Annotated in this window: 12 protein-coding genes and 1 pseudogene; 9 read left to right on the top strand and 4 right to left on the bottom strand. The window is 31.9% G+C overall.

From position 1 onward, the window contains the following. The 4 genes and pseudogenes from PF022_RS08675 to gatB all read right to left on the bottom strand — a co-directional run. Nucleotides 1–1305, bottom strand: a pseudogene (locus tag PF022_RS08675) (methyl-accepting chemotaxis protein); the annotation flags it as partial. A 137-nt stretch (nt 1306–1442) separates the two neighbouring features. After that, a complete protein-coding gene (locus PF022_RS08670) occupies nt 1443–1601 on the bottom strand; it encodes a hypothetical protein (RefSeq protein ID WP_271023559.1) in 159 nt (52 codons plus the stop codon). 368 nt (nt 1602–1969) lie between these two features. Continuing rightward, a complete protein-coding gene (locus PF022_RS08665) occupies nt 1970–2125 on the bottom strand; it encodes a hypothetical protein (protein WP_271022056.1) in 156 nt (51 codons plus the stop codon). Nucleotides 2126–2165: 40 nt separating this feature from the next. Beyond that, on the bottom strand, nt 2166–3593 hold the full coding sequence (gatB, locus tag PF022_RS08660) for an Asp-tRNA(Asn)/Glu-tRNA(Gln) amidotransferase subunit GatB (protein ID WP_271023557.1): 1428 nt from the start codon (nt 3591–3593) through the stop codon (nt 2166–2168). An 81-nt stretch (nt 3594–3674) separates the two neighbouring features. Here gatB and hisD point away from each other — a divergent pair, with 81 nt between their 5' ends. From hisD to PF022_RS08615, 9 genes are all read left to right on the top strand, one after another. Beyond that, nucleotides 3675–4973 carry a histidinol dehydrogenase gene (gene hisD / locus PF022_RS08655; RefSeq protein ID WP_271022054.1) on the top strand — a complete coding sequence of 433 codons (1299 nt, stop codon included), beginning with the start codon at nt 3675–3677 and terminating at the stop codon, nt 4971–4973. A gap of 1 nt (nt 4974) precedes the next feature. Next, on the top strand, nt 4975–5241 hold the full coding sequence (locus PF022_RS08650) for a DUF2018 family protein (RefSeq protein ID WP_271022053.1): 267 nt from the start codon (nt 4975–4977) through the stop codon (nt 5239–5241). 16 nt (nt 5242–5257) lie between these two features. Then, nucleotides 5258–5677 carry a hypothetical protein gene (locus tag PF022_RS08645; protein WP_271023556.1) on the top strand — a complete coding sequence of 140 codons (420 nt, stop codon included), beginning with the start codon at nt 5258–5260 and terminating at the stop codon, nt 5675–5677. Further along, entirely contained in the window at nt 5655–6560 is a 906-nt protein-coding gene (locus tag PF022_RS08640) for a polyprenyl synthetase family protein (protein WP_271023555.1), read from the top strand. The genes PF022_RS08645 and PF022_RS08640 overlap by 23 nt, the downstream gene beginning before the upstream one ends. Before the next feature lie 5 nt (nt 6561–6565). Further along, nucleotides 6566–7882 (top strand): glutamyl-tRNA reductase, encoded by a 1317-nt coding sequence (hemA, locus tag PF022_RS08635; RefSeq protein WP_271023553.1) that lies wholly within the window; start codon nt 6566–6568, stop codon nt 7880–7882. Between the two features lie 9 nt (nt 7883–7891). Further along, entirely contained in the window at nt 7892–9619 is a 1728-nt protein-coding gene (locus PF022_RS08630) for a proline--tRNA ligase (protein ID WP_271022049.1), read from the top strand. Further along, complete coding sequence (locus tag PF022_RS08625) at nt 9610–10020, top strand: FxsA family protein (RefSeq protein WP_271022048.1); 411 nt, start codon at nt 9610–9612, stop codon at nt 10018–10020. The genes PF022_RS08630 and PF022_RS08625 overlap by 10 nt, the downstream gene beginning before the upstream one ends. After that, nucleotides 10013–10942 carry a hydroxymethylbilane synthase gene (gene hemC, locus PF022_RS08620; RefSeq protein ID WP_271022047.1) on the top strand — a complete coding sequence of 310 codons (930 nt, stop codon included), beginning with the start codon at nt 10013–10015 and terminating at the stop codon, nt 10940–10942. Before PF022_RS08625 ends, hemC begins: the two co-directional genes overlap by 8 nt. Nucleotides 10943–11299: 357 nt before the next feature. Beyond that, nucleotides 11300–12048, top strand: a 749-nt coding sequence (locus tag PF022_RS08615; RefSeq protein ID WP_271022046.1) for a PDC sensor domain-containing protein, incomplete at its 3' end; no start/stop codon positions are given.

Raw genomic sequence — 12048 nt, 5'->3', positions numbered from 1 at the left:
TGCTGTTAGATCACCACTTTCTATTGCTTTTGCTGTTTCTGCAGATTGAGCTATTGCTTTTTGATCTTGGATTAGAGATGCTTTTATTTTTTCTACATTGCCATTAATCATTGTGCCCATTTTACCTATTTCGTCATTTGCTCTTATTTTTAATGGCTTAGGATCTACCTTTTCATGATTCAAGAATCTAAAGAATGTCTCAAGCGAATTCAACAGCAATGGGATTCTGGAGCCTACAATCATATTTATAATCATATATACCATAAATAAAATAACCACCAATAAAACTGCGGAAACAATAACAATTGTAGTTTGAACCTCCCTTAATGGTTCAAATACTGATTTACTAGGTGCAGTAAGCAATATAGACCATCTGCTTGAATTCCCTATAGTCGCAAAAGATGAAATACTAACAAAGCCTTGTATGCCAGCGCTTGATACATAATTATCTAGAATAATATTCTTATTATTTTTAACAGCTTCATCTATAATTCTTGCAGATTCATGTGTTCTGCCTTGTGAATAAGGTTTGAGTATCAACTTTGGATTAGAATGCAATGTAATTATGCCAGAATCGCTAATTAATGCTCTAGTATTACCTTTATACAAATCAAGAGAAGGATCTTGGAGTAAATCTCCAAAAACAATCAAATTAAATGTAAAGCCGACAACACCTATATAATTTTGATTTTTATCAAATATAGGCATAGCGATGTTTAGCCCCAAAAATTTTCCATTGCCAAAATCAAGCTCATTTGGTTCACCAACATACACAGTGTTTAAATCCCCATTTTTAGCACTTTTTTCTATTTCAGATATTATAGGTGATTGTCTAAAGCTATCTTTAAACTGCAAAACTTCCAAACCTCCTGCATTCATCAGATCCTTATCAACCAAAATAACACCAAAATTTCCACTCTCACTCAAATAACGACTATCAATATTGTAGCTAGATATAATATTTTTGTCATTTAATGAAAAGAAAGCATAGTCCGCATAAGCAGAGCCATCAAAACTATTTTTAAGCAAAATTTCTAATTCACTTACGCTAATATTGCCCTTATCTTTTATTGTAGAATTTATTGTTCTAGATACTGCCTTTGTTAAAGCTATTGTTTCATTTAATGAACCTTGTATAAAATTTGCATATCTATTAGTTGCTTCTTGCATTGTAACTCTAACGCTAGCATCTATACTGCTTTCAATCTTAAGAGATATAATATATGCCAATATTACAATCATAACAAGTATACTAACTGCAACAGATGTTACTAGCTTCATACCAATATTCATATTTTTAAACACTTGATTCTCCCATATTTATTTACGAGCAGAAATTGTATTTAAACCAATATTATAGACAATTAAAATATGTAAAAATTATTTTCCTGATTTTGCTACATAAATATGTATGGTACAGTAAGTACTATATCTTGTTTTTATTATTTTGAATTCATAGGTATTGTGAAGTCAGCTTTTACATCTACATTATTTGACAGAAGTATAAATTTTGTTCCAAATATTTTTGTAGCATGGTTATAAGTTATATGTATTACAAATGCAGATATGGATTCTCTTGATAATGCTTGTATGTTATGCATTATGCTAGAAGTTTATTGATATATGAAGCTATACATAAAAGTATCATAAGTACAAAAACTATGTCATTGTATAGAGTTATTTTGTTTGACAATAACTATTAAAGCTCAATTGTGTTCTTTATCTTTATGTAATATTCTAAGTGTTGGTTGATATCTGTTTTTATTAATGTTTGATTGCATTTTAATTGTGCTGTTTTCACTTTTATGCTTTAACTATATCATTTACATTTGAGCATAGTACAAACCAAAATATAACAATCTCGATGAATTATTCCAGTTTTTAAAACTTTAATACAATAAACACTTGTCACTCGATTAAAATACATGCTATTCTAATTATAGAATACTAAAATTTATTCATTTTGTAGTTAAAACATACGATTACCTATCATTCTAGATGATTTTTGATTGTTTTTATTAAAAATTACAATATCAGTATCTAATTCTAATGCTCTAGTTTTTGTTCTCATCTTCTCTGTGAGAATCTCGCTTATAGCTACATTTTGACATATGTATGATTTCATATATCAATTTGATTGCTACAAAACATTTATTACTACAAATCTATCTTAGCTTATCCTTTAATAACTCATTTACTCTTGCTGGATTTGCACCTTTGGAGTTTTTCATCACTTGCCCTACAAAAAATCCAAAAAGTTTATCTTTGCCACTTTTATACTCTGCTACCTTATCTTCATTTGCGTTTAACACAGATTCTATAGCACTTAAAATTGCTCCATCATCATTGACTTGTGCCAAGCCCATAGAATCTATTAGGTTATCTACATCTCCACCTTTTTTCTCAACTAAGATATCAAGGATTTCTTTAGCACTTTTGCCACTTACTTTTCCTTCATCTATGCGTTTGACCAAAGTTGCTAGAGTGCCAGAATCTATCCCACAAGTCTGCAATGTATTATCCCCCTTTAACCTCCCTAAAAGCTCTGTTGTTAGCCAAGTTACAGATCCTTTAGCACTTGCTCCTTTTTCTAGCATATCTTCAAAATAAAGTGCCATTTCAAGCTCACTTGTAAGTACGATTGCATCAGCTTCTTTGATGCCAAAATCTTTTACATATCTTGCTCTTTTTTCATCTGGCATTTCTGGGATCTTTTTGCCTTCATTCATTAGCTCTTCATCAATAAAAACAGGCAATAAATCAGGATCTGGGAAATAGCGATAATCTGCTGCTTCTTCTTTGCCTCTCATAGATCTTGTGGTACCTTTGTTTGTATCAAAAAGCCTTGTCTCTTGCACAACTTCATCTTCATATTTACCATCTTCCCAAGCTTCAATCTGTCGCTCAACCTCGTATTCTATGGCTTTTTGGATAAATTTAAAGGAATTTAGATTCTTAATCTCTACTCTAGTATAAAGCTTAGAATCTCCTTTAGGACGGATAGATACATTTGCATCACATCTAAAGCTGCCTTCTTGCATGTTTGCATCACTAATGCCTAAGAATCTAACAATCGAGTGAAGCTTCTTAAGATACGCAATAGCCTCATCGCTACTTTTCATATCAGGCTCACTTACAATCTCTAAAAGTGGAGTGCAAGCACGATTTAAATCTACTTTAGAATAGCTATCTTCATGGATATTCTTTCCTGCATCTTCTTCCATGTGGGCTCTAGTTACGCCGATTATTTTTTTCTCTCCATTCACTTCTATTTCTATCTCGCCTCTGCCAACTATTGGAATCTCAAATTGACTGATTTGATACGCCTTTGGCAAATCTGGGTAAAAGTAGTTTTTTCTAGCAAAGATAGAATTTTGATTAATTTTTGCATTAATTGCTGTGCCAAAAGAAATAGCCTTTTTTACTACTTCTTTATTAAGCACTGGCAGGGCTCCGGGTAAGCCTAGACATGTAGGACATACATTTTTATTAGGCTCTTCTCCAAAGCTAGTAGCACAAGAGCAGAAAATTTTGGTTTTGGTATTTAGTTGGACATGCACTTCAAGACCGATAATTGTTTCAAAAGCTGACATAAAAAATCCTCTAAAAAATAAAACTAAGTATAGCAAAAATTAAACTACAAAAGGCTACAATGTTTATTTTAAGGATATTATATGCTGATTTTAAACTCAAAAGATTCTAATTTTAAGATAGGTTTTGCAGAGATTTTACAAAGAGCAAAACTAGATATAACAAACCTAGAACCAAAGGTAAAAGAAATCCTAGATTCTGTCAAAAATAGCGGATTTTTAGCAATAAAAGAACAAATATCGAAGTTTGACCTTTGGAATCCAACTTGCGAAAATGATTTTATTATCCCTACACTTTCAATGAAAGAAGCCTATGAGAATCTAGATTCCACTCTTAAAGAAGCACTGCATGTAGCATATAATCGAATCTATAATTTCCACTCTAAGCAAATGCCAAAAACTTGGCTTACATTTGAAGATAATGGAAATATTCTAGGTCAAAAAGTTAGCCCAATACAAAAAGCAGGATTGTATATCCCGGGAGGAAAGGCAGCATATCCTAGCTCACTACTTATGAATGCGATTCCAGCAATAGTTGCAGGTGTAGAAGATATAATCGTGTGCACTCCAGCACCAGAAAATAAAGTAAATCCTCTTCTTTTAGCAGCAATGCATATTTGTAATATCAAGCATGCTTATAAAATAGGTGGTGCAACTGCAATTGCAACAATGGCATATGGAGCTAATTTTTTAGACAAAGTCGATGTAATAACAGGTCCTGGAAATATATATGTAGCTATTGCCAAAAAGCTCGTATTTGGTGAAGTAAATATTGATATGATAGCAGGACCAAGTGAAATAGGAATCCTAGCAGATGGAGAGTTTAACACAGAATATGTAGCATTAGATTTACTCTCACAAGCAGAGCATGATGAAATGGCAAGTTCTATTTTAGTAACTACAAACGAACCTTTGGCACATGAAGTATCAAAGCTTATAGAAAGTAACTTGCAAAATTTACCAAAAAAGCATATAGCAGAACAATCAATCAACAACAGAGGAGCTATAATAATCGCTCAAAATCTAAAAGAAGCAATAAGCCTTATGAATGAAATAGCACCAGAACACTTGGAAATTTTAGCAGAAAATCCACTAGAGATTCTAAGCGAGATAAAACATGCAGGTGCTATATTTTTAGGGGAAAACACGCCAGAACCTATAGGAGACTATATAGCAGGACCAAATCACACTCTACCAACAGGTGGTAGTGCAAGATTTTTCTCTCCATTAAGTGTTGAGAATTTTTTGAAAAAAAGCTCTATTATTTCATTTTCACATCAAGGCATTTTAGAGCTTGGAGATAAGTGTGCTATACTAGCTAAAAATGAGGGGCTAGATGCACATAAAAATGCTATTTTAGCTAGATTACATAAAAAGGATTAGTATGGATCATATTTTTGAAGGATTACCACAAGATAAGTGGTTGGACATTATTTTTAATGCTTCAAGAACACTATCAAGCAAAGAATTGCATAGAATCTTAGAAAGATTAGCAACTTTAGAGATACTCTTAGAAAAAAGACTTGGAGAATCATGGGAAGAAGAGCTAAACTACATAGTAAATAGCGAAGAATCTTCAGAAGAGATTCATAGATATACTCAAAATATCGCAATAGATTCTATGGGTAAAATATTAAGCCAAAATGAGTAGAATCTCTTGGTTTTTTTTGGCTATTTGTTTAATATCGCCTTTATATGCACCGCCTGATTGGAAGAGTGAGAAGTTTTTAGACTTAAATAAAGATGAGTTTTATATTGTAACTCTCCAAGCAAACGAAAGTCAAAAGACTTTATATTTTCGTTGGACTTTATTAAAGAATAATGGGCTTGTTATGCATTTAAATTATGATTATTTTCCACACCAATTTATCTTGTATAGGGATTATCAAAGGAATTGCTATAAAGTGCCTTTATTTAAAGAAGAGCAGAAAAATTATAGCGAGGGACCATTTTTTATGTTGTGTTTTAAAGACTACAATAGAAAAACAAAAGTAGCTACTTTGAAGTATTACATATATGATGGAAGGCGGGATTTTAATGTAATTGATGAGAGAAAGGAGAAAAATGGAGGCTTTGGATCAAATTAGCAATAAGATTATGTGTTTCTTAAAAGAGCTTAACTCCCCTTATGTGCTAGAAATGATACAAAATTTACAAAGTGGTAAAATGCTACGAAGCAAACTTGCATTAAACATAGCAGGAATTAGTGAAGATAGTATTTTGTTATGTGCCATTATTGAGATGATTCAGAGTGCTTCATTGTTTCATGATGATGTAATTGATAATGCCAAGATAAGGCGAAATAAGCCTTCAATTAATGCGACATTTGGAGACAAACATGCAATTATGCTTGGAGATGTGTTTTATTCTAAAGCGTTTTTTGAGCTTAGTAAATTTGGCAATAGCGAGATTGCACAAATAATTTCTAATTCTGTAGTTCAATTATCTATTGGTGAGATTTTAGATGTAAAGATGAGTGATGAGTTTAATAGTAATGAATCAAGATATCTAGATATGATAGAGCTAAAGACTGCATCATTAATTGAAGCAACTGCAAAAAGTGCTGCTATTTTGGCAAATAAAGATTCAGAATCTTTTGGGCTTTATGGCAGAAATCTTGGTTTAGCATTTCAAATTATTGATGATATTTTGGATATTACGCAGACTTCAAGCACACTTGGTAAACCATCTTTGAGTGATTTTAAAGAAGGAAAAAGCACACTTCCTTACATATATCTATATCACCACTTGGATAAAGGCGGAAAAGATAGGCTTTTAGAATGCTTTGGTAGAAAATTAAGCGATGATGAGCAATCTTGGATTGTGGAGAATCTGCACTCAAGTGGTGCGATTAAAAAATCACATACTTTAGCACAGAAATTAGCACAAGATGGGATTGAAGCAATAATCAATCAATCTTGTGATAAACTTATAGAAATAATGGAAAACATGATTTGTAGGGATTTTTAGCAGCAATGAGTTATTATATTTTAAGCTATACGCATAAAAACACGGATTTATGCTTACGAGAAAAACTAGCATTTGATTTAAAAGAGCAAAAAACAAAAGACTTTCTAACTTCTTTAGTTGGTAATAAATTTATCGATGAAGCAATCATTCTTTCGACATGTAATAGAATCGAATTTATCACATATGTCAATAATAATGAAAAAGCAGAAGGATATATTCTTCAAAAGTTAAGCGATGAATCTAAAATACATTTAGATGAGCTAAAACAAAGAGCAGACTTCTACACTGATATATCAGCAATACATCATCTCTTTAGCGTTGCAAGCTCACTTGATAGCTTAGTTATTGGAGAGACACAAATAAGCGGTCAGTTAAAGAGTGCCTTTAAATTTTCATATGACATTGGCTGTTGTAAGCTAAATCTCTCTCGTGCAATTCATTATGCTTTTAAATGTGCATCATCAGTTCGAAACTCTACAAATATTTCTAAAAATTCTGTGTCAGTTGCAGGAGCTGCAGTCGCCCAAGCAAAAGATGTGCTAGGGAGTTTAGATAGCATAGATACGCTAGTTATTGGTGCTGGAGAGATGAGTTCTTTGTGTGTTAAGCATTTAGTAAATGCACACGCAAATATAGTTCTAATAAATAGAGAAATACAAAATGCGCAAAAGATTCATGATGAAATTATGCAGAACAATCAAAATGCAAGAATAAAAGTTGAGAGCTTCAAAGAAATCGGAAGACTTATAAACTCAATATCATTGGTATTTACCGCTACTGGTGCTCCTCATAGTATAATAACAAAAGATTTAATCTCTCCATGTGATTTTACTAGATATTGGTTTGATTTAGCAGTACCTAGAGATATTGATTGTATCGATGATTCAAATATTAAGATATATGCAGTTGATGATTTGCAAGATATAGTTCAAAAAAACCTTGCACTAAGAGAAGAACAAGCAAGAGTTGCTTATGGGATAGTTGGAAGATATACGGAGGAATTTTTTTCTTGGATTAGCACTCTTAGTGTAGAACCATTAATAAAATTAATAAGACAAAAAGCAAAAGATTCTAGCCTAAAAGAATTGCAAAAAGGGATTCAAAAAGGCTATCTACCAAAAGAATATGAAAAAAATATAGAAAAGACATTGCACAATGCTTTTAATGTGTTTTTGCATGATTTGACTATGAATCTAAAATCAGTCTCAAACACACAAAAAGGAGATATGATAATTGAATCTTTGCAGTTTTTGTTTGATGATAATGATATAAAAATGACAGAACAATATAAATGTGAATATGCAACAGATTCTAAAAAGTAGGAGATTTAGATGAGATTTTCAAAATTTTTTATTCATACACTAAAAGAAACTCCAAGAGATGTTGCATTAAAAAGTCATGAATATCTAATTAGAGCAGGACTTATCTCACAAAGCGGTAGCGGGATTTATAGCTTTTTGCCATTAGGAAAAATAGTGTTACAAAAAATATCTGACATTACTAAATATCACATGGATAAAGCTGGTGCAAATGAAGTATTGCTTGGGTGTATTACTCCTGCATCTCTTTGGAGGGAGAGTGGTAGATATGAAAGATATGGGAAAGAACTCTTAAGGTTAAAAGATAGAAAAGATAATGACTTTGTCTTTGGGCCTACACATGAAGAGACAATAACAGACCTAACAAAAAATTACATAAAAAGTTATAAGCAACTTCCAATACACCTATATCAGATTCAAACAAAATTTAGAGATGAGATTCGACCACGATTTGGGCTTATGAGGGCTAGGGAATTTATAATGAAAGACGGATATAGTTTTCATAGTTCTTATGAATCTTTAAAAGAAGAATTTGACAAAATGGAGCAAATTTATAGTGATATTTTTAGAGATTTAGGGCTTGATTTTAGAGTTGTAGAGGCTGATAGTGGGGCTATTGGTGGGAGCGGAAGCAAGGAGTTTATGGTTTTAGCCAATAGTGGAGAAGATACAATTTGTGTATGCGATTCTTGCTCTTATGGGGCTAATTTGGAAATTGCTACAAGAAAACCAAAAGCACCAAATTCACAAGCACCAGAAGCCAATTTTGCTAAATTCCATACCCCAAATACAAAGACAATAGAATCTTTATGTGAGTTTTTTAAAATAGATTCTTATTGGACTATTAAAGCTGTTGTAAAAAAGGCATTATTTGATAATGAGGTTAGTGAATATGTATTCTTCTTCCTTAGAGGGAGTGATAGCTTAAACGAAACAAAGGCATTAAATGCAACTGGTGCAAATGAATTGTGTGATGTTAGTGAAGAAGAAATATCAAAGCTTGGGCTGTTTGCTGGATTTATAGGGCCTTATGCATTAAGAAATATTACAAACTCTAAGCATATCTACTTTGATAATGAACTAAATGGTGCTAAAAATATGATATGTGGTGCAAATGAACTTGATTATCATTTTGTGGGTGTTGATCTAAATCTTTTTGAAGACCTAGAATTTAAAGATTTATTAGAGGTAAAAGAAGGCAATGTTTGCCCTAGATGCGATGGTGGTAAGTTGTATTTTACAAAAGGCATAGAAGTTGGGCATATATTTCAGCTTGGAGATAAGTATTCAAAAGCAATGAGTGCGACATTCCTAGATGAAAACGGGAAAACAAAACCTTATATAATGGGTTGCTATGGCATAGGAATCTCAAGACTAATTGCAGCTATAATAGAGCAACACCACGATGAAGTAGGCATAAAATGGACAAAGAATACAGCACCATTTATGGTTGATATAATAATCTCGAATATTAAAGATGAAAATCAACGAAATATAGGTGAAGACCTATATTCTAAATTGTTAGAATTAGGGGTTGAATGTATAGTTGATGATAGAAATGAAAGATTTGGAGCAAAGATAGCTGATTTTGAACTTGTTGGATTCCCTTATGCTATTATCGTTGGGAAAGGTGCTATTGAAGGAAAAGTAGAGTTAGTATGCAGGGAGAATCTGCAAAAACAAGAATATGAACTAAGTAAAATAGACAACCTTTTACATGAAGTAAAAAAATGCCTTTAATTTTTGTTTTTATTTATCTATTCATTGAAGTTTTAGTTAGCTATGAAATAATAGAAATTATCGGCGTATTTGGTTTTGTTTTAGAAATTATAGTAACCGCTTTTGTTGGGTTTTTGATAATTATAAACTTTAGAATTTTTTTTGTAGAAGCACTAATAAAACTAAGAGATAGAGAAATCACGCAAGAAGCTTTTATAGGTTCTAATATTTTTAGAATCTTGGGTGCTATTTTGTTGATTTTGCCGGGTGGTTTTACTGATATTCTAGGGATTGTTATGCAGTTTGGTAGTGTTGGGTTTTTTATGCTAAAACCATTTATAAAGCTAGATAAAAATAAAAACTTCAAAGATTCAAATGATATTATCGATGTAGAAGTCATTTCAAAGGACAAATATGAATAAGATTGTAATAGGAACTAGAGGTAGTTTATTGGCACTTTGGCAAGCAAATTTCATAAAAGATTCGTTAATAGCTAAATATCCACACATGAATGTAGAACTACAAATTGTAAAAACTAAGGGTGACAAGATACTTGATACTCCATTATCCAAGATAGGTGGCAAAGGACTTTTTACAAAAGAGTTAGAAGTGTTGCTTCTAAATGGTGAAATAGATTTAGCTGTTCATAGTCTAAAAGATGTTCCAGTAGAGTTTGAATCAAATCTTGGTTTAGGTGCTATTACAAAAAGAGAAGATATAAGAGATAGCTTTTTGAGTTTCAAGTATAAAGACATAATGGAGTTACCAAGCGGTGCTAAAGTTGGGACGACATCTCTAAGACGCATCATGCAGATTCATTGTTTGAGAAAAGATATAGACTGCATAAGCCTAAGAGGAAATGTGCAAACTAGATTAAAACGACTAAAAGATGGCGATTTTGATGCAATAATTTTAGCTCAAGCTGGTGTAAATAGGCTAAATATCACAGAAGTACCTATAATAAAGCAATTAGATTTTATACCAGCTATGGGACAGGCAGCTTTGGGAATAGAATGTAGGCTAGACAGCCAAGTGCTACACTTGTTGGATTTTTTAAATGATAGAAATTCTTTGTTTGAAACTAGTGCAGAGAGGGCATTTATTAGAGAGTTAAATGGTGGTTGTCAAGTACCAATAGGCGTGAATGCAAAATTAAATGAACATAATATGTATATTGAGGCAATACTTGGGTTACCAAATGGAAATAAAATCATTAAACATAATATGAGTGATATTGTTTTAAATTTACAAGATTCTGAAAGTTTGGGTAGCAAGTTGGCACAATACTTTATAACAAAAGGTGCAAATGATATTCTAAAATTGGCACAAAATTGGACATTTTGATAAAAATAATATATTTAATACATTTTATATTAATTTAAAGATACAATGTAGTCTCTCGTTTTTTGGTTGTGAATATTTTGATGATACATACTTAGGAGCATGTTTATGAATAGTATAAAATTAAAAGTGTCTTTGATTTCCAATTTTATCACAATATTTTCTCTTATCCTGTTGGGTGTTATTACTTTTATTTTTGTTAAGAACATAGTATTTAGTAGCGTTTCTACGGCAGAAATGAATTATTTAAGGGGGGCTTCAGTTTCATTGACATCTTTTAGAAGCAACAACATAGACTCATTAGATAGATTTTCCAAGAAAGTTTCTCAGTTAAGTATAAATCGATTGCAAAGTGATACAATGCTTGATAATGTAGGACCAATGGTTTCTGTATTTAGGGCAGCTCATGGTTACTTGAGTGCCTATATAGCAGATCCACACACTGGAAATATAGTTGTTAGCAATAGCGATTCCGATAAAGAAGGTAGCGACTATATTTTATATGGCGAAAAACAAAACTATGATGCTAGAACAAGAGTATGGTATAAAGGTGCATTAAAAACCCAAGGCATATATGTATCCGAACCTTATATGGATCAAGCAACAGGATTGCCTACCTTCACTTATTCTATGGCTATTTATAAAAATGGTATTTTAGTGGGTGTTTTGGCTTTTGATGTTTTAACATCTAAGTTACAAACCATGTTTGATGAATTACCTGGTAGAATTTTTTCTTTTGATGAAAATGGTACAGTATTTGTATCTAGTGATCACAAATTGTTGAATCCAAATAATGATGAACTGCAAAATTTAAAGATGATATTTGAAGGTTCTAGAAATCATAAAGATTATGAACCATTTTATTATACAAATGTGGCTGGTGATGAAAGATATGTAGTCTGTGCAAAAACAGGTTTAAATACTTCTTGTGTTGGGGAATCTTTAGCTGTAATAAACAAACCAGTCGTTGAAATAGCTTGGAAACAAGCAACAATAGTGTCAATTATAATAGTTTTAAATGTTATTATTATGTATTTCATAATATCTCGTATGCTAACTCCATTGCAATTTATCCAACAAGGTCTACTTTCATTCTTTAAATACATAAA

The sequence above is a fragment of the Helicobacter sp. WB40 genome, from assembly GCF_027859275.1.
Classification (GTDB): domain Bacteria; phylum Campylobacterota; class Campylobacteria; order Campylobacterales; family Helicobacteraceae; genus Helicobacter_D; species Helicobacter_D ibis.
Note: the sequence above shows the minus strand (reverse complement) of the source record. Positions and strands in the feature narration are given on the sequence as shown.

Bases quoted from the DNA above. Each gene is read 5' to 3' on its own strand.
- PF022_RS08630 (WP_271022049.1), top strand. From the start codon at position 7,892: ATGAGATTTTCAAAATTTTTTATTCATACACTAAAAGAAACTCCAAGA.
- PF022_RS08670 (WP_271023559.1), bottom strand. From the start codon at position 1,601: ATGCATAACATACAAGCATTATCAAGAGAATCCATATCTGCATTTGTA.
- PF022_RS08665 (WP_271022056.1), bottom strand. From the start codon at position 2,125: ATGAAATCATACATATGTCAAAATGTAGCTATAAGCGAGATTCTCACA.
- PF022_RS08640 (WP_271023555.1), top strand. From the start codon at position 5,655: ATGGAGGCTTTGGATCAAATTAGCAATAAGATTATGTGTTTCTTAAAA.
- hemA (WP_271023553.1), top strand. From the start codon at position 6,566: ATGAGTTATTATATTTTAAGCTATACGCATAAAAACACGGATTTATGC.
- gatB (WP_271023557.1), bottom strand. From the start codon at position 3,593: ATGTCAGCTTTTGAAACAATTATCGGTCTTGAAGTGCATGTCCAACTA.
- hisD (WP_271022054.1), top strand. From the start codon at position 3,675: ATGCTGATTTTAAACTCAAAAGATTCTAATTTTAAGATAGGTTTTGCA.
- PF022_RS08625 (WP_271022048.1), top strand. From the start codon at position 9,610: ATGCCTTTAATTTTTGTTTTTATTTATCTATTCATTGAAGTTTTAGTT.
- PF022_RS08650 (WP_271022053.1), top strand. From the start codon at position 4,975: ATGGATCATATTTTTGAAGGATTACCACAAGATAAGTGGTTGGACATT.
- hemC (WP_271022047.1), top strand. From the start codon at position 10,013: ATGAATAAGATTGTAATAGGAACTAGAGGTAGTTTATTGGCACTTTGG.